The following is an 18,199-nucleotide window of genomic DNA, read 5'->3' on the forward strand; positions in this document are numbered from 1 at the left end:
AAAGGTCAATACGCTATCCTTGCTGGTATCAGTTACCTCCAGCCCCAGCAAAGGCTTTAAATCGTTAATATCCAGTGTCACCTTTTACCACCTCCCGAATTTCTGCAATATAAAACCGCCTGATTTCTCAGACGGTTTATTATGGCGTTACGATAATATTATGCAAAGTATGGTTCTATATCAAATTCTGAATCAATATAGAGAGCACCAATGTAATAATCATTACTTACCATTAATTCTTTACCAGTATGATAATACAATCTCGATAAACTGCCATCAACATCTTCCAGTTCTTTGCCTTTCATAAGACTCGGAATATGTTTTTCAAGTGCAGCACACTGTCTAGCATAAAGTTCTTTATCTGGTACATTACAAATGGTGTAATGAAATTTATATTCTCTAGCCATTATGATCACCCAACCCATACTTAGCGTTTACAGTGGCATTAGTTTTCATCGCCGTATTGTAAATATCCTCAATTGCTTGCTCACGAGTCATTTTCTTATCACGCATTTTATCTTTTAATAACTGTTCAAAAGACTTATTCGGATGCTTTATATCCAAATCTTTACGTGCCTCTTGATCCGCCATTAAATCTCTAGCTTGTGTGCGATAATTATTCCTCAACGAACATGCTTGACGTGCTTGTTCTTCCGTGGATTTAGTCTTATCAACCTTTTCATAAATCCGCTCATCGTGATAAACATACCACTCACGAACTGTTTTGTTATCTAGCTTACCAATATATTCCTTCAGCTCATCGAAATTCTTTTTCTTGATTATATCAGCTTCTAAACCATCTTTCCATGCTTTTCCGGAAGAATTTTTAGGAATTTTAGCCCCTGTTTTTTCAAAGGCTTCCCTCATCATTTTATCCAATGAATCAGGGAGCTTCTTGCCCTTCATGAACGCATTGAAAGATTCAGCAAAACACTCCAGAGGGTTTTCTGTAGCATAGCCACTGACCTTTGCGGCCTCAACCTTACCAGCCAAGGAGTTATTCCAAAAGTATTCATTGTTGATCTTTACAGATTTCATGCTTTTACTACCAAACAGATGGAACCCTTTTTCCCAATAGCTTAGAGTATCATGCAAGTAATGTCCGTACTCGTGAATAAGGGTATCATCTATAGTTTCTGCAACAGCATATCTATTCTGTGTTAATTCAGCTTTCGCATAATTGATAGAACTCTGAGCCATAGCCTTACGGCCTTTATCCTCGGCATTCTTGTAATTCTCCTCTGCACCTTTAAGCTGATTTTCATATACTTCCTTCAGACTGGCCTTTCGGTCCTTATACTGCTGCTCAACAAATTTCCTGTGCTGAACATACTCAGCAGGATTAGCAAAGGTTTCATTCAGATATATTTTCTTCTTGTTCCAGTCATAAGTCGCATGTGCTTTACTGCCCAACATTTTGAAGAATCCTGGACGATATTCAACACCTGGCAGCATAGGCAAATTGTAATCTTTAACCAGCATCTTGGCCACATTATAAACAGTGTCCATTGCTTCTATGTCCATTTCAGGACTAAGTTTAATACCACTGGCAAGGTTCTCTCCAAGTATCTTACTCTCAATTTGCGCTTGGTAAACACTGCGAGCCGCTTTTATAGCCGCCTCAGTTTCCTGCATGGCTTTGAGTGCCTTATCCCTTAATTCAGATGCCTTAAGCGCAGCTTTATGAGACTCCTCAGTAGCATTAATAATAAACTCCAAATCAAGCTCGCTTGCCTTCTCCTGTGCCTTTTCATATTCAGCCAGTCGTTCAGCATGAAGCTTTTGTACGGCATCATAGTCGGATTTGAAGAAACGTTGCTCCAGTGTATGCCCATTAAGCTTATCTATCACTGAATCAACAGATGGTACCTTACTTTCCACAGGTTCATCTGATATCGGATTTGAATCAGTTCTCTCGGTTTGTTTACCGGAAATAGGAGCCTCATACTTCTTCTCCCATTCCCGATAAGTCATATCCTCTGAGACAAGGATAGTTTTCCCTGTTTCCGGGTTCCTGGCAGCTCGTTTTCCCAGCATTTCCATATCATCAAAGTATGGTGCGATGCAGGAACGGCACCAGCAATGCATAGGCGGGGCATTTGTCCCCGGCTTATAACGCCATTGTTCAAATTTTTCTTTTAAAAAGAAAAATCTTCCAATTAGCGTTTCAACGAGGTGGGAGATATGCTCACCACCTGTTAAAGCTTGTCTCCCCCCACCTATAGAGGGAGGGGACATCTTACACCGAGTTATAAAAGGAGAATAAAAATGGAATATGTTAGCCTGAAAAAAATACATTATACACAACCGGATAAAGAAGATATTACATATCTACAGCGTTTTAATTCCGAATTTTCACGGCATTTTGGTATCGACATAAAACAATATAATCATAAAAAAGCATATCCAGCTTTTATGTGTTACACGGAAGTTATGATGCTTCTACAAGAAAAAATCAATCAGAAATATGAAAAGTTCTTGTATATAATAAATTCCGTTCCGCCTGTAGTACTTCAGCAATTTTCGTTAATGTGTATCGTAGATGAAGTTCAATCTACTAATGACATAGAGGGTGTAAAAAGCACCCGTAGAGAAATTGCCAAAATTCTGAATGAAGCTTCTTCCACAAGCAGCCGCATGGGTAGTGTTGTTCATAAATATCAAAATTTACTTACTAAGGATGATATTCCGTTTAGTACATGCCAAGATATACGAAACTTCTATGATAGTTTTGCGCATGATGAAGTTGTAAAAGAAGTTCCAACCAATAGACTTGACGGTAATATTTTCCGCAGAGATTCGGTTGATGTTACATCAGCTACCGGAAAGGCCATCCATCGTGGGCTTTATCCTGAGTCAAAAATTATAGACACTATGGCACAAGCTCTATCCATATTACATAATGAAGATATACCAGCTCTAGTTCGTATTTCTATATATCATTATCTTTTTGCTTATATACATCCATTCTATGACGGCAATGGACGGACAGATAGGTTTATAACAGCATATTACCTAGCCAAGCATTTTCATCCGTTGATAGCCCTTCGATTATCAGTCACAATAAAACGCTACCGGAAAAAATACTATTCTTTATTTGAAGAAGCTGATAGTGAATTAAATCGTGCAGATCTAACCCCCTTTATTGAGGGATTTATGGCTATGTTCTTAGCTTCATTTGAAGATACCATCAGATTATTGACAAGAAAACGGGAGCAATTGAAGCGTTATGAAAAGAAACTAAACGATATCTATTACGGAGACGAGCTAACAGAAAATATATATTATATTCTGTTGCAAGCCGCGCTCTTTTATGGACAGGGTGTTACCATACAAGGTTTGATGTCAGTTACCGAAAAATCACGAGTAACCATCCAAAAAAGAATTGACGCCATTCCTGACCACCATTTAATAAAAACAAAGATTCAAAACAAATATTATTATAAGTTAAATCTAATAATTCTCAAGACAGAAGAAGCATAAAAAAACCGCCCCCTGCGCCAACAGGAGACGGCCCGGAGCAATCAGTCCACAGGGGCCCAATCACACTACCCAGTATGATTATAACGCCATTGTTCAAATTTTTCTTTTAAAAAGAAAAATCTTCCAATTAGCGTTTCAACGAGGTGGGAGATATGCTCACCACCTGTTAAAGCTTGTCCCCCCACCTATAGAGGAAGGGGACATCTTACACCGAGTTATAGTTTATCTTAATAAGCGTATCAATTTTATCCGTGAATGCCGGATAAACCATTAATCATCCATCTTGACAAACACATCCTTGCCCAGACCACATATAGGACATACCCAGTCTTCAGGCAAATCTTCAAAAGGAGTACCAGGAGCTATCCCGCTGTCCGGATCACCCTCCTCAGGATTATAAACATAACCACATGGCTCACACTGATATTTGCTCATTACTAACCCTCCCTTCTCACATTTTTGCTGTTAAACCAGCATTCTATACACTATTAGTTTTCTACATAATAGACAAATTTCCTGTCTGCGTAATAAACAATTTAAAACAGGCTGAGCTGATCACTTTCATCCATACCGTCCAAACAGCCATGAACCCGTAGGGCCTCTATGCTTGTTTTTGTTATTCCCGTTCTCTTTTTAAGGTTTTCAATGGAGGTAAAGGCCCCGACCTCACGCTTTTCCACTATTGACTTAGCATCTACGCCACCAAGCCCGTTAAGTGTGGTAAATGGTGGTAACAGGGCATTTTCCTCGGTGACCATCTGAAACCGGTCAGCCCCTGATTTATACAAATCCACCTTTTTTACCTTGAAGCCCCGTATATACATTTCCCAGGCCAGCTGGAGAACTATGTAAAGCTCCTCCTCCTTATTATCCATCTTATCCTTGGCTTCCAGCTCCTCCATTTTCTTCCTTACGGCTTCCTGTCCCGCTGCAATTATATCAGAATCAAAGGCAGCCGCACGAATGGAGAAATAAGCTGCATAATAAGCCAAAGGATAATGAACCTTACAAAAAGCAATACGATAGGCCATCATAACATAGGCCGTAGCATGTGCCCTAGGGAACATATACTTGATTTTCTGGCAGGATTCTATATACCATTCAGGGATACCGGTTTTTCTCAATGATTCTACCACATCAGGAGCTATTCCCTTGCCCTTGCGGACCTTTTCCATGGTTTTAAAAGCCAGAAGAGGTTCAACACCATTGTGCATCAGATACATCATGATATCATCACGGGCAGCAATGGCATTTTGCAGGGTACAGGTCCCGGCCTTAATAAGGTCCTGGGCATTACCCAACCATACATCTGTACCATGGGAAAAACCTGATATGCGAACCAAGTCCGAAAAACAGCTTGGGTTGGTATCGGCAATCATCTGTCTGGTAAAGTTGGTCCTAAACTCAGGTATTCCAAAGGTACCGGAATTAGCCCCTAGCTCCTCCTCTGTCACCCCAAGAGCATTGGTGCAATTAAACAGGCTGAGCGTTGCCGGATCATCAAAAGGTATTGTCTTTGGATCACGGTGAGTAAGATCCTCCAGCATCTTTATCACTGTAGGATCATCATGGCCCAGAATATCCAGTTTTACAAGACGGCTGGATATGGAATGATAATCAAAATGGGTGGTGATGGTAGCTGATGTCTTGTCATCTGCCGGATGCTGCAATGGAGTAAAGAAATGAACATCCATATCCCTCGGTACAACCATGATACCTGCCGGATGCTGTCCTGTGGTACGCTTTACACCATTACAGCCAATAGCAACCTTGTTTATATAGGCCTCCCTTTTGGTCTGCCCCTTTTCCTCATAATACTTTTTGACAAAACCATAGGCTGTCTTATCGGCCACAGTACCAATGGATCCCGCACGAAATACATTATCCTTGCCAAACAGCTCCTCGGTATACTTATGGGCAACAGGCTGATATTCACCAGAGAAGTTCAAATCAATATCAGGTACCTTGTCTCCATCAAAGCCCAGGAACACCGCAAATGGTATTTCATGTCCGTCCTTGATCATATTGGTGCCACAGATAGGGCAGTCCTTGTCCGGAAGGTCATACCCACAGCCATAGGAACCATCAGTAATAAATTCGCTGTGCTTGCAATGTGGGCAGCGCCAATGAGGTGGCAACGGATTAACCTCGGTAATATCCGTCATGGTAGCCACAAAGGATGAGCCTACAGAACCTCGGGAACCTACAAGATAGCCATCAAGATTGGACTTGCGCACCAGTTTATGGGCTATGAGATACAACACGGAGAAGCCATGGGCAATAATAGGCTTTAATTCCTGATCTATTCTGTCCTGAACTATCTTTGGCAGCACCTCACCATAAAGACTCTTGGCCTTATCATAGGTCATCCTTGAGATTTCCTCATCTGCACCTGGAATCATCGGTGAATACAGCTCATCAGGAATTGGCTTAAATCTCTCACACATTTCTGCTATTTTGCGGGGATTGGTAACAACAGCCTCATAGGCCGCCTCTTCTCCCAAATACTTAAATTCTGCCAGCATTTCCTCCGTTGTCCGCAAGAAAAGCGGTGGCTGAAGATCAGCATCAGAAAAGCCCTTTCCCTTCATGAGAATCGCACGGTAAATCTGATCCTCAGGATTGAGAAAATGCACATCGCAGGTAGCAATCAGCGGCTTATGAAGCTCCCTGGCCAGTTCTGCCACCTTTAAGTTAATTTTTATCAAATCGTTGTCATCCCGGATATCAGGAAAATCATCACTGCGTACCAGGAATTCATTATTGCCTATTGGCTGAATCTCAAGATAATCATAGAAATCAGCTATCTTCAGAAGCTCCTCATGACTTTGCCCGGCAACGATAGCACGGACCAGCTCACCAGCCTCACAGGCTGAACCGATAATAAGTCCCTCCCGATACTCCTGGATAAGCTGCCGTGGCAGCCTTGGAGTCCTGTGGAAAAATCTGAGATGGGACATGGTGATAAGCTTATAAAGATTGCGCAGCCCATTGGGATTTTTCGCCAGAATTATAATGTGATTTGCCCTTTTCTGCTCATAATCCTCCCCCACCAGATATCCTTCCACACCATAAATAATCTTGATATCAAGCTTGTTACGATGGACAGTCTCCATGGCTTCAGGAAAGGCCTGTACCACACCATGGTCGGTAATGGCAATGGCTGGCCAACCCCATTTTTCCGCAGTTAGTATGAGGGATTCTGCCGAAGCTACAGCATCCATATTGCTCATGGTAGTATGACAGTGAAGCTCCACTCTCTTTTCCTCAGCTGTATCCTTGCGTTTTTCCTCATCTATCAGCAGGACACTGTCTGCAAAGAAAACATAATCATTATCATACTTGTCATAGCGCACTGATCCGCTCACCTTGATAGTGCGTCCTTTTTTGGCAGCACTTTTAAGGCGGTCCAGGACCTTATCAAAATCCTCAACTGCTTTGAAGAAGGCTTTACAGTTAATTCCCTCGGAATTGTCAGCTATAGCAAAAAAAAGCAGGTTGGTAGACTGAAAATTTTTACCGTCAACACCAGCAATGGTTCCCTGTATGATTACGCTTTTCATTTCACCGGCAATCTCGGAGATAGGCGTTATTTCCCCAAAAATACTTTCCCCGTATACCTGTGGCGAATCATCAGCGCCAATATGCACAGTCTTGCGCCGTTTACTAAAGCCTTTATTCCCCTTCTTGTCGGCATGCTCATGATCAGAGCCACCCCCCTGGGTTGTTTTCACATTGGAATTTAACGCCGCTGCAAGGGCAGCCTTGTATTCTTCAGTTTCATAAAAATCCTCTTCATCAGGTACTTCGATCTCTTCGAATATAGCCTGACATCTAAGATTGATAGGATAGCCTATTATCTTGATTGCAGCGTCCTTAAGCATCTGAAAGATATTATGCTCCTCCAGAAGATACTTGCCGAATTCACCATGCACCTGCAATAATATACTGTCCTTGTTATATATGCGTTTTGAATGAAGCAGCACAATACGAATGCCCTGATTCCCCCTGGACACATTTGCCACCAGTTTTTCCCAGTTCTGTTCCACTATTTTGCTCAGCTTCATAACAGACTGGTATATAAGTACCCTGGCCACCTTATTTTTCTCTGCTACAAAGTCTGCTACCCGATCCAACAGGGACTCGGATACCTCCGGCATTGACCATACCAGTATTTCCCATGTGTTGCTGCTGAGGGAAATTTCTACATGACGAATAAAGCTCCCACTAAGCAGCTTTTCCTCTTCGCTATTTAAATTCATTCCCTGGGCCAGATCTGATAAAAGCCTGCTACTCTTGGGAACAATACAATATTTACCACTCATATCCAAAACAACTCCAAAAATATCACTCGTTATTATTATACAAAAAAAAGAATCCGTCGCAAAATTTCTTTTGCAACGGATCCAAAAAGAAAGGGGAACTATCAAATTGACAGCTATAAAATACAATTAATCAAAACATACCTTGTGAGGATTCAAAATGTTGTTTGGATCGAAGGCCTTCTTGATACCCTGCATCAAAATCATGGATTCCTTAGGGAGACTCTCCTTCAGATAAGGCTTTTTGGCAAAGCCGATACCATGCTCACCGGATACCTGGCCTTTAAGCTCACGAGCCTTGATATACATACGCTCCATTGCATTGCCAAGCATTTCAGCCCACTTCTTGTCGTCCATATCATCACGAAGGATGTAAACATGCAGGTTACCATCACCGGCATGACCAAAGCTCTTAATGCGGATACCCATTTCCTTCCTCAGGTCATGGATGAATTCAACGAACTCATTTACGCAGCTTCTAGGTACAACTACATCAACCTCATCCATCATAGTGGTGGAACCCTTGATAGCCTCAAGGAATGCACCTCTGGCCTTCCAGATGGATTCAGCACGCTCGTCAGTATCTGCAATAAGGAGATCCAATGCCCCCTGCTCCAGACAGATCTGAGCTACACTGTCATAGTACTGACTGATTTCATCAACAGTTGCACCATCAAACTTGAGAAGGAGATATGCATCTGCCTGATTATCCGGGAATTTCTTGCCCAGATACTCCTCAGAGTCCATAATAACCTCGCGCTCCATAAACTCAACTGCAGTAGGAATAACCTTGGAGCTTACAATAAGTGGAACAGTACCGATTGCCTGTGCCAAGGTAGGGAATGGAATCAAAAGTGATACATTCTTCTGAGGCAAAGGCAACAATCTGAGAATTGCCTTGGTAACCAGGCACAAAGTACCCTCGGAGCCAACAATCAAATCTTTCAAATCATAGCCGGAGCTGTTCTTAACAACCTTGCCACCCAATTCCATAATGGTTCCGTCGGCCAATACGACTTCAAGTCCACGTACATAGTCTCTGGTAACACCATATTTAACAGCTCTCATACCACCGGCATTAGTGCTGATATTACCACCGATAGTGGCGGTCTTCTCACCTGGATCAGGTGGATAGAAGAGACCCTTCTCTTCAACATACTGTGCAATTTCCATCAGCAGTACACCTGGCTCTACGGTGAGAGTCAGATTTTTCTCATCCAGCTCAAGGAAATGGTTCATGAGAGTTGTATCAATCATGATACCCTTTTCAACAGCAACAGAAGAACCTACCAGACCGGTACCTGCTCCTCTAGGAGTCACTGCAATATGCTTATCATTGGCATATTTCATTACCTTGGAAGCCTCCTCGGCAGAGGTAATACGAACTACCATCTCCGGATAGGAAGACTCAGAACTCAACTCATCATGACTATATTCTTCATTGATTTCATCAGCCCACAGAATGCGCTCACGAGGCACAAACTGGCTAATCGCCTCTAAATCGGAAGCATCTAAAACCTTGTATTCGCTCATGCCGTAACACCCTTTCCCTGTTTAACCTGTTCAATTAGCTTTGGAATCACATCGTAAATATCACCAATAACAGCATAATTTGCTACTTTAAAGATGCTGGCATTAGGATCGGTATTGATAGCAAAGATATTATCGGAATTATTCATACCTGCCACAAACTGAATTGCACCGGATACACCACAGGTGATAATAAGTCTTGGACGAACGGTACGACCGGAAAGGCCAATCTGATGCTTGGCATCAAGCCAGCCAGCTTCGGCCAATGGTCTGGTGCATGCAATGTCACCGCCAAGGGCATCAGCCAACTCCTTGACCAAATCCAAATCTTCCTTTTTCTTCAGGCCACGGCCTGCAACAACGAGGATATCAGCATTTTCAATGCTCTTCTCCTTCTGTTTCTGGGTAATACCAAGAACCTCAGTACGGGTCTTGAGCTTGTCAGATGCCACCTTAAGAGTAACGATTTCACCTTTGGCATCTGCAGTGCGCTCAGGAGCATCCATGATCTTGTAACGCACGGTAGCCAGCTGAGGTCTGGAATTTGGTGTCAGGATTTCGGCCATGATGTTACCACCAAATGCAGGACGAATCTGAACCAAATCAGTATTCTCGTGAATATCAAGAATAGTGCAGTCTGCAGTAAGACCGGTATTGAATCTTGATGCAACTCTTGGTGCCAGCTGACGGCCTACAGGAGTAGCACCTACCAGAATGGCAGTAGGCTTGATTTCGTTTACGAAGGTCTCAAAAGCTGCAGTATAGGATTCCATCTGGAATTCCTTCAGCTCCGGGGCATCAATGACAAATACCTTGTCAACGCCATAATGAAGCAATTCTTCAGCCTTTTTGCCAATACCGCTGCCGATAAACAAGGCATAAACAGGATGATTGATCTTCTTGGCCAACTCACCGGCTTTACCAAGAAGCTCCAGGGTTACCGGATGTATTTCACCATTTACATGGTCAACATATACAGTGATACCCTTCCACAAAGACTTGTCTACGGACTTTACTTCTTCCTCGATATATTCCATTACGCCAGGCTGACCCTTTTTCACACACAGCTTACAGAGCTTACAGCCTGCATTAACTTCCAACTTGCCATCATTTTCTTCCAAAGCGTTAAAAGGGCAAATGGAAATCATTTCCTTGATATCAGTAATTTTTTCCTGATGTACTACCAGTTTTCCCATTTTTAATCCCCCTTATCCTAACAATTTTCTGCTCTTAATAGCACCGTAAATTTTCTCTGCCAAAACATCAGCAGGATCATCCCAGGTAACCTGAACCTTGTCGGATGTAGGTGGGAATATACGCTGAACCTGAGTAGCGGAACCATTCAGTCCATAGTTATTCTTATTCTGGTCTTCCATATCCTTTAAGGTATACATCACAATCTCACGACTCTCAGTATCCTTCTTCTTCAAATATGATGGAAGGCGTGGCTGAACAATATCCTTCTGAACAGTAATCAGGCATGGAAAGGAAACCTTCAAATGCTCAATATCTTGTGCCATTTCCATATCTACAAGTATATTGTCACCCTCAACACCTTTGATTTCTTTTACATTACATACACAAGGGATATCCAGCTGTTCGGACACCTCAGGACCAACCTGAGCTGTATCTCCGTCTGTAGTCTGGAGCCCACAAAGAATAATATCAAATTTACCGAATTTTTTTATACCCTGTGCAAGGGTATGTGCAGTAGCCAATACATCAGCTCCGCCGAAGGCACGGTCGGATACGATTGCACCTGCGTCTGCACCCATTGAATACGCTTCCTTAATGATTGCCTGTGCTGGTGGTGGTCCCATGGTAATTACACTCACTCGGCCACCATATTTCTCCTTCAGCCTAAGTCCACATTCAAGCGCATACAAATCATACGGATTCATCTTGCTGTCTGCACCATTACGCTTTAATACTCCGGTAACAGGATCAACCTCTACTTTGTTAGAGCCTGGAACCTGTTTAATACACACCAGAATTTCCATGAATAGTCCTCCTCAATTACACCTCATACTTTCATTACATCACCTGTGGCAGGAATCCCCCCGCCACAGGCAACAAACCCTTATATTGTATAATATTACGCCATTGTTTAAATTTTTCCTCTTTTTAAGAAAAATCTTTCAATTAGCGTTTCAATGAGATCCGAGAAAACCCGCCCCATATCATGGTGAAAATTTCCCTGATACAGGTGAGAAACAACACCTCCGACCTCATCATAACGCCGATATACTGATTGAACCGTGTCATAACCAATAATCAACGCCATTAACTAATTAAGAAACAAGCATCGACGGCACCTCTCCGTCTGTATTACAGCCTTTCAGCCAGCACATCAGCGATATGCTTAACCTTGATACCGGTATCCTGCTTATCAAGACCTCCACCTATCTGCATCATACAGGATGGACAGGCAACTACACAGGTAGTAGCACCGGTGGCCTTTATATTTTCAACCTTTTCCTCCAGAAGTGGGATTGAAACCTCTGCATACTTCATACCGAAGGAACCGGCCATACCACAGCACTTGTCACAGTTCTTCATCTCTACAAGCTGAACTCCAGGAGTTGCATCCAGCAGTGCCCTTGGTTCTTCAAATACGCCCAAGCCACGCTTCATATGGCAGGAATCATGATAAGTAACCTTCTCCCCACCACTTGCAGGAATCAGCTTGCCCATTGCTTTATATTCCTCAGCAACAAAGCTGGAGAACTCACGAACCTTTGCACAAAATGCCTTGGCTCTAGGTCCCCATACAGGATCATCCTTAAAGAGACTCTGATAGGTTTCAGCCAAAGTTTCAGCACAGGTTGGACATGCTGAAAGAATAACATCCGGATTAACGGACTCCAATGCCTCAATATTGCGCATAGCAGCCTTTTTACCGGTTTCACGGTCACCCACACCGATGATAGGCTTACCGCAGCAGCTCTGTCCCATTGGATAAACGACTTCCATACCCAAATTCTGCAGAACCTTGACAACATTTTCACCAGTGTCTGCAAAGACAAAGTCTGTATTACATCCGCTGAAGAAGGCAATCTTCTTCTTTGGATTGGAAGGATTCTGCTTTTCCAGTCTGGCCATGCGGTCTCTCAATGGATTATCGGCAATTGTTGGCAAGCTTCTGCCCTTGGTCATTCCGGCAAAGAACAATGGCAGGTGACGGATGTATTTACCTGACTTGAATGGTGCCTGACCAACGGAACCAGCCTTTAACAACAGCTTGTGGAACAATCCTCTGTCGTTAAGTACCTTATCAAAGAAGGACTTATCCATGGTAGGTGTACCATGCTCCTTCACATAACGATTTCTGAGCTCATCAATAAGATCAGGAATCGGTATCTTACCAGGACAAACCGTAGTACAGGTACGACAGCCAATACACAAATCACTAAACTGACTGAAGTTGTCGATACCATTCAACAAACCTGTAAGAATAGCACCTATACCACCTGAGTAAATGTGTCCATATACATGTCCACCAACCAGAGTCCATATTGGGCACACATTAAGGCAGGATGCACAGCGTACACACTGGTAAACCTGCTTCATGACAGGATCATGGGCAGCCTCCAGACGACCATTGTCCAACAGGATAACATACTGTTTTCTGTCTTCCTCTACCCACTTACCATCCTTTTTAGTCATGACAGGAGTAGGTCCATCAATCATGGTCATATAACTGGTCATCTTCTGGCAGGTACCATTTCTTGGCAACAGGCGAAGAATCTTTGCTGCGTCCTCAGTCTTCGGAATCAGCTTTTCATAACCAATGAGAACCACATGGATCCTAGGCAGTGTAGTTACCAGACGGGCATTACCCTCATTGGTAACAAGTCCTATGGCGCCATTTTCAGCGATGCCAAAATTAGCTCCTGTAATACCCATATCTGCCTGCAGGAATTCCTGACGCAGGGTCTGACGGGCTTTTTGAATCATATAAGGAATATCTTCTCCTGGAACCTCTTCCTGTAGCTCCTTCTCGAACATTTCCGCACATTGATATCTATTAAGGTGTATTGCCGGCATTACCATATGGGATGGTTTGTGTCCGGCTATGGCAATCATCCACTCACCCAAATCGGTTTCCTTTACGCGAATATCATGTTCGGTAAAGCATTCGTTCAGGTGAATTTCCTCAGATGCCATTGATTTTGATTTAACGACTCTCTTAACGCCATTTTCCTTACATATTTTAATAAGGAACTTTTTGACCTCGTCGCCATCCTTGGCCCTGAAAACTTCACCGCCGCGAGCTTTGACATTTTCTTCAAACTTGTCAGCCAGCTCTTCAATATGATCCACTGCATCCAGCTTCATAAGGCGTAAGTTTTCACGAAGCTCTTCAATGTCCTGTCCAGCATAGGATTTCAGGCGGGAACCTGGATACTGATCTGCAAAGCGGGATAAAGCATCCTGCATGATGTCATCGTTCAGCTTTGCCTTTATTTCTTTTTTCAGATCACGAGCCATTACTCAGTCCCCCCTTCATTCTCTACAGCAATAATTATCAGTTTGTTCGGGCCATGAACACCCAGACTCAGAACTCGCTCAATATCTGCTGTACGGCTAGGACCGGTAACGAAACCGCAATATCCTTTTTTGAATACTTTACCAATTATCTGGCAGGCTGTTGTAACATTTTCTACCATATAATTAGCATTGACAAAAACGATATTTACAAAAGGAAGCATGCTGGTAACCCTTGCCTCATAGGAATAATTATCAACACACAGGCTTCCCGTTTCTCCTACACCAAATTCTGCTGTTGAAATTCCCACATCCGCACTTGCTGCATGCTCTGCAATATCAAATTTGTCGGTGTAAACACTCGTCTGGGCAGTAGACAACCGGGAGTAAATTCCGGCCAGGACAGGATTTTCCTCTCCTCCTACCGCGATGATTTCTTTTGGAGAAAATTCCTTTAAAACTTTCTTCAACGCTTCTTCAGCGGCAGCATAATCCTTTACCTTGTAGATTTCAGCAGCTGCTGCTTTGGCGTTATCTGCGAAATCCTGCCAATATTTAGCATTTACCAACCCATCAATAAATGCCTCCTTAGGCCAATTCACACACACCTTTTTCATTAAATACTCTCCCTTCAGAGAAATTCATCCAATAAAATCATCAAACCATTTCTACTTGTTTTTTATTATAATATGACTGTAATTGTCTGTCAATATGATTAAATGCATGCGAAACAATTCTCTTTTTATATTAAATAATTTTAAAAAAAACAAAATAATTCAAGTTTTTTCCATTTTTTACTTGATTATTATTGACTAATAAAATATAATTATGACCAAATCATACTACAATATTTATTTTTAATAAATATGCGTAAGAATCATCTTACAAATTGAGGTTCATTCATAGTGTGTAACTGTCAAACCATTTCTATTACAGTTTCGTCTAATGCCATAATACATTAGATATTTATGAGTGAAATGTGAGGAGATGATGTTTGTGTTAGCTATCATTGCCGCAATACCAATTATTCTTACCATTATATTGACAGTAGGCGTCAACATGCCAGCCAAAAAGGTACTGCCAATTGCATGGTTCTCAATTTGTATTATTGGTCTTTTTTACTGGCAGATGGATTTTCTCCATATAGCTGCCTATACCATTACCGGATTTCTGGGGTCAATTGATACGCTGTTAATTATCTTCGGTGCGATCTTACTTATGAACATGCTGAACGAAGCAGGCGCAATGCGCAGAATCGAAGCCATGTTCAATGGCATCTCTGAAGATGCCCGCATCCAGATGATAATCGTTGGTTTTGCCCTATCAGCATTTATTGAAGGTGCTGCAGGCTTTGGTACCCCACCGGCAATTTGTGCACCATTATTGATTGGACTTGGTTTCCCAGCCATGGCAGCTGCTACAGCCTGCCTGATACTGGATTCTCCACCGGTTTCCTTCGGTGCAGCCGGTACACCAACTAATGTATGTGCAGAAATTCTGAAGGATACACTCCCTACTATCGGAGTAACTGACCTTGAAGCGTGGAAGCTGGATTTGTCCTGGGCTACTGCAGTTGGTCTTTCTGCCGGTACCTTCTTTGTAATAATGGTTGTTTTAGCAATTATCACCAGACAATACGGTGAGGAGAAATCCTTCCTGAAGTATTCTATGCCGGTATTACCATTTGCATTATTCACTTCTATTGTCTTTGATATTTTCTATCTTATTGTTGCTAGATTCATCGGTTCTGAGCTGGTTTCCATCTGTGCAGCTGCTGTTACTATATTTGCTACTCTTGCTGCAGCAAAAACCGGCTTCCTGGTACCAAAAACCATCTGGCGTTTCCCTGGTACTGAACGAAAGGCTTCCGATTCCGAAGCAGATGATGGAAAGCCTACGATGTCACTGTTAAAGGCTTGGACTCCATATCTTCTGATTGCCCTCTGGCTGGTACTTACCAGAATACCTGAGGTTGGTCTCAAGGGTCCAATAACCAGTTTTGTATTCTCAATGAACAATATCATGGGTGTTGAAGGTGCTGGCTTTGCCATGAAGTATCTGAACAACCCTGGTCTGTTCCCGTTTGTACTGGTTGTATTGATTTCAATTCCTCTCTATGGTCTGAATATGTCCCAGGTAAAGGATATTGTAAAGAAATCCTACAATCAGCTCTATGGTGCTACCATAGCCCTTCTCTTTGGTTTCGCAATGGTTTACATTTATCGTTATTCCAATGCCAACCCACTGGGCTGGGATTCCATGCTGGTATCCATGGCAAAGGGCATGGCAGATCTGGCAGGTGCCAATTATGTATTTGCCGCACCATTCATTGGTACCATCGGCGCATTCATGTTTGGATCCAACACAGTATCCAATATCATGTTTACCCCACTCCAATTTGAAACCGCTACAATCCTTAACATACCTCAGGTATTCATTGTAGCCCTTCAGAATCAGGGTGGTGCTGTCGGCAATATCGTCTGCATCAATAATATTGTTGCTGTATGTGCGACTACGGGTATTATAGGTGCAGAAGGAAAGCTGATAAAAGCAGCCGTAGTTCCTTGGATTATATGGTTTATTGTACTGATGGCCGCAATGCTTGGCGCATTACACTTTGGTATAATTTAACCAGTTAATATATTAAGCAATCTTTGTTAGTAAGTGGTTTACCACCCCGATAAATCATTTATTATATATTCCCTTTATCTAACTAATCCTAGTTAAAGAGCGCTGACAAATTGTCAGCGCTCTTTACATTGCAAGCATTTATACCATAGTATTCCCTCCTCCATAGTATCAATATTTTATCTCCCTGGATAATAGTTTGACTGCAGACAGAAAAGGCCATCACCCCGTCTTCATTTGGTACGGGATGATGGCCTTTTTCTCGCCTGCTGCCGGGACAACCGCCTTAGCAGGTCATCATGACAGAAATTTATTCACTTTTCAGAGCTGTTCGCCATTATTTATCTTTTGGACATCAATATAGGTCCAAACCATACTGGCAATCCAACAAGGGAGTCCCACAAGACCACCGGTGAGCACTCCACCAACAATTGCTATAACAATCAAAATAGCCGCGTGCTTTACATTGGTGTAGAGCATCCCCAAAGGGCCAAACAAAAAGCTCAACAGCATGGCTACCACCATATTTTTTCTGGCTGGTGGATCCATCATAGGTGGCTGCTGATACATCTGATTATTTTGTACCGTAGGATTATATTGTGGTTGTGTTAATTGTGGCTCCTGTGCTGCCTTATCAACAGTAACTGTTGTGCTACCACAGAATGGACAAAACTGTGCATTGTCTTCTATGGACTTGCCACATTCAGGACAAAATTTTCCCATTTTAATCACGCTCCTCTGTACAGTTTTACTTCTATTGTTCAACCTTTGCTCCCCTTCAGGTAAAGCAAAATTTCCAAACGACTGAATCTTTTTTACACCTCAGCTGGCTCAGCAGGCTTTTTTGCAGCCTTATCCTTCTCACCCATATTACGCAATATTACCCACAATGGGCTTGCAATAAAGATTGAGGAATAGCATCCGCTGAAGAATCCACATATCAGTGCAAAGGCAAAATCCTTGGTAGTATCTCCGCCAAAGAAATACAGGGCAAAGGTAGTAAACAGACAAGTGAACACCGTATAGAGGGAACGGGTCAAAGTCTGGAAAATACTTCGGTTTGCCAAAGCGTAAAGATCACCGCCACGGCGGAAATGCAGCTTCAGATTTTCCCTGATGCGGTCAAAAATAACGATGGTATCGTTGATTGAATAACCAACAACTGTCAGAACTGCAGCAACAAAGGATGAATCCACCTGTTTCTGGGTAAATGAGAAAATACTCAATACCACGAGAATATCATGAACCAGGGCCATAACTGCAGAAATACCAAAACGCCATTCAAACCTGTATGAAACATAGATAATAATCAGGACCCAGGAGATGACAGTTGCCAGCAGAGCATCCATAATAAGCTCGCCACCAATTGTAGCACCAACCTTTTCCTCACGCAGTACGGTATAGTCACCTATCTTTTCCCGCAGGCTGGCCATGACCTCCTTGCGTTCATTCTCCTCAATATCCACTGTACGAATCATGACATTTTCAGAAGATTCTACATTACTGGCCTCTCCTGAAAGCTGAATAGTAGCATTATCCAAGCCATATATTTTCAGTACATCACGAACCTCCGGCAGGGTTACCTGCTTCTCAAAACGCAGGTCCATTATAGTACCACCGGTAAAATCAATACCAAAATTGAAGCCATTGGTAAACATGCTGATAATACCAGGTATGATTATCAACAGTGAAATGGTGAACCAGATCTTGGACCGGTGCATTATATCAAATGGAATTTTAACCTCAGG

General features: G+C 42.5%; 14 protein-coding genes. 2 read left to right on the forward strand and 12 right to left on the reverse strand.

Translation table 11 applies throughout. The annotated features are described in order from the left end of the window. Positions 1 to 158 precede the first annotated feature (158 nt). Together K6C05_RS01815 and K6C05_RS01820 are read right to left on the reverse strand one after the other, a co-directional pair. Positions 159 to 407 carry a hypothetical protein gene (locus K6C05_RS01815; protein ID WP_296730662.1) on the reverse strand — a complete coding sequence of 83 codons (249 nt, stop codon included), beginning with the start codon at positions 405 to 407 and terminating at the stop codon, positions 159 to 161. Further along, the gene (locus K6C05_RS01820) at positions 400 to 2,298 is read right to left on the reverse strand and encodes a hypothetical protein (RefSeq protein WP_296730664.1); all 1,899 of its coding nucleotides are present in this window, start codon (positions 2,296 to 2,298) and stop codon (positions 400 to 402) included. The genes K6C05_RS01815 and K6C05_RS01820 overlap by 8 nt, the downstream gene beginning before the upstream one ends. On the opposite strand from K6C05_RS01820, the gene K6C05_RS01825 reads away from it, so the two are divergent. Further along, positions 2,269 to 3,483, forward strand: coding sequence for a Fic family protein (locus K6C05_RS01825; protein ID WP_296730666.1), 1,215 nt, complete (start codon positions 2,269 to 2,271; stop codon positions 3,481 to 3,483). The genes K6C05_RS01820 and K6C05_RS01825 overlap by 30 nt on opposite strands. 270 nt (positions 3,484 to 3,753) lie before the next feature. On the opposite strand, the gene rd is transcribed toward K6C05_RS01825, so the two are convergent. The 8 genes from rd to K6C05_RS01865 all read right to left on the reverse strand — a co-directional run bounded on the left by rd (position 3,754) and on the right by K6C05_RS01865 (position 14,440). Then, positions 3,754 to 3,918, reverse strand: coding sequence for a rubredoxin (rd, locus tag K6C05_RS01830; protein ID WP_296730667.1), 165 nt, complete (start codon positions 3,916 to 3,918; stop codon positions 3,754 to 3,756). A gap of 101 nt (positions 3,919 to 4,019) precedes the next feature. Continuing rightward, positions 4,020 to 7,808, reverse strand: a complete 3,789-nt coding sequence (locus K6C05_RS01835; protein WP_296730669.1) for a PolC-type DNA polymerase III — start codon at positions 7,806 to 7,808, stop codon at positions 4,020 to 4,022. 126 nt (positions 7,809 to 7,934) lie between these two features. Further along, entirely contained in the window at positions 7,935 to 9,338 is a 1,404-nt protein-coding gene (locus K6C05_RS01840; protein ID WP_296730670.1) for an FAD-linked oxidase C-terminal domain-containing protein, read from the reverse strand. After that, positions 9,335 to 10,531 carry an electron transfer flavoprotein subunit alpha/FixB family protein gene (locus tag K6C05_RS01845; RefSeq protein ID WP_296730671.1) on the reverse strand — a complete coding sequence of 399 codons (1,197 nt, stop codon included), beginning with the start codon at positions 10,529 to 10,531 and terminating at the stop codon, positions 9,335 to 9,337. Before K6C05_RS01845 ends, K6C05_RS01840 begins: the two co-directional genes overlap by 4 nt. Before the next feature lie 12 nt (positions 10,532 to 10,543). Beyond that, the gene (locus K6C05_RS01850; RefSeq protein WP_296730673.1) at positions 10,544 to 11,335 is read right to left on the reverse strand and encodes an electron transfer flavoprotein subunit beta/FixA family protein; all 792 of its coding nucleotides are present in this window, start codon (positions 11,333 to 11,335) and stop codon (positions 10,544 to 10,546) included. A 107-nt stretch (positions 11,336 to 11,442) separates the two neighbouring features. Then, a complete protein-coding gene (locus K6C05_RS01855) occupies positions 11,443 to 11,619 on the reverse strand; it encodes a hypothetical protein (protein WP_296730674.1) in 177 nt (58 codons plus the stop codon). 44 nt (positions 11,620 to 11,663) lie between these two features. Continuing rightward, entirely contained in the window at positions 11,664 to 13,826 is a 2,163-nt protein-coding gene (gene ldhH, locus K6C05_RS01860) for an L-lactate dehydrogenase (quinone) large subunit LdhH (RefSeq protein WP_296730676.1), read from the reverse strand. Further along, positions 13,826 to 14,440: a lactate utilization protein gene (locus K6C05_RS01865; RefSeq protein ID WP_296730677.1), complete on the reverse strand. Its 615-nt coding sequence runs from the start codon at positions 14,438 to 14,440 to the stop codon at positions 13,826 to 13,828. Before K6C05_RS01865 ends, ldhH begins: the two co-directional genes overlap by 1 nt. Before the next feature lie 379 nt (positions 14,441 to 14,819). Between K6C05_RS01865 and K6C05_RS01870 the strand changes: the two genes are divergently transcribed. Further along, positions 14,820 to 16,454, forward strand: a complete 1,635-nt coding sequence (locus tag K6C05_RS01870; protein ID WP_296730678.1) for an L-lactate permease — start codon at positions 14,820 to 14,822, stop codon at positions 16,452 to 16,454. A 318-nt stretch (positions 16,455 to 16,772) separates the two neighbouring features. On the opposite strand, the gene K6C05_RS01875 is transcribed toward K6C05_RS01870, so the two are convergent. Together K6C05_RS01875 and secF are read right to left on the reverse strand one after the other, a co-directional pair. Beyond that, positions 16,773 to 17,174, reverse strand: coding sequence for a zinc ribbon domain-containing protein (locus K6C05_RS01875; protein WP_296730680.1), 402 nt, complete (start codon positions 17,172 to 17,174; stop codon positions 16,773 to 16,775). A gap of 92 nt (positions 17,175 to 17,266) precedes the next feature. Further along, the gene (gene secF / locus K6C05_RS01880) at positions 17,267 to 18,187 is read right to left on the reverse strand and encodes a protein translocase subunit SecF (RefSeq protein ID WP_296730732.1); all 921 of its coding nucleotides are present in this window, start codon (positions 18,185 to 18,187) and stop codon (positions 17,267 to 17,269) included. Positions 18,188 to 18,199 lie beyond the last annotated feature (12 nt).

The organism is Anaerovibrio sp., assembly GCF_024697385.1.
Taxonomy (GTDB): domain Bacteria; phylum Bacillota; class Negativicutes; order Selenomonadales; family Selenomonadaceae; genus Anaerovibrio.

Excerpts from the sequence above, each read along its gene's own strand:
- K6C05_RS01825 (WP_296730666.1), top strand. The coding sequence starts at position 2,269 with ATGGAATATGTTAGCCTGAAAAAAATACATTATACACAACCGGATAAA.
- K6C05_RS01875 (WP_296730680.1), bottom strand. The coding sequence starts at position 17,174 with ATGGGAAAATTTTGTCCTGAATGTGGCAAGTCCATAGAAGACAATGCA.
- K6C05_RS01855 (WP_296730674.1), bottom strand. The coding sequence starts at position 11,619 with ATGGCGTTGATTATTGGTTATGACACGGTTCAATCAGTATATCGGCGT.
- K6C05_RS01865 (WP_296730677.1), bottom strand. The coding sequence starts at position 14,440 with ATGAAAAAGGTGTGTGTGAATTGGCCTAAGGAGGCATTTATTGATGGG.
- K6C05_RS01840 (WP_296730670.1), bottom strand. The coding sequence starts at position 9,338 with ATGAGCGAATACAAGGTTTTAGATGCTTCCGATTTAGAGGCGATTAGC.
- K6C05_RS01850 (WP_296730673.1), bottom strand. The coding sequence starts at position 11,335 with ATGGAAATTCTGGTGTGTATTAAACAGGTTCCAGGCTCTAACAAAGTA.
- ldhH (WP_296730676.1), bottom strand. The coding sequence starts at position 13,826 with ATGGCTCGTGATCTGAAAAAAGAAATAAAGGCAAAGCTGAACGATGAC.
- K6C05_RS01835 (WP_296730669.1), bottom strand. The coding sequence starts at position 7,808 with ATGAGTGGTAAATATTGTATTGTTCCCAAGAGTAGCAGGCTTTTATCA.
- K6C05_RS01815 (WP_296730662.1), bottom strand. The coding sequence starts at position 407 with ATGGCTAGAGAATATAAATTTCATTACACCATTTGTAATGTACCAGAT.
- K6C05_RS01820 (WP_296730664.1), bottom strand. The coding sequence starts at position 2,298 with ATGTATTTTTTTCAGGCTAACATATTCCATTTTTATTCTCCTTTTATA.
- K6C05_RS01845 (WP_296730671.1), bottom strand. The coding sequence starts at position 10,531 with ATGGGAAAACTGGTAGTACATCAGGAAAAAATTACTGATATCAAGGAA.
- rd (WP_296730667.1), bottom strand. The coding sequence starts at position 3,918 with ATGAGCAAATATCAGTGTGAGCCATGTGGTTATGTTTATAATCCTGAG.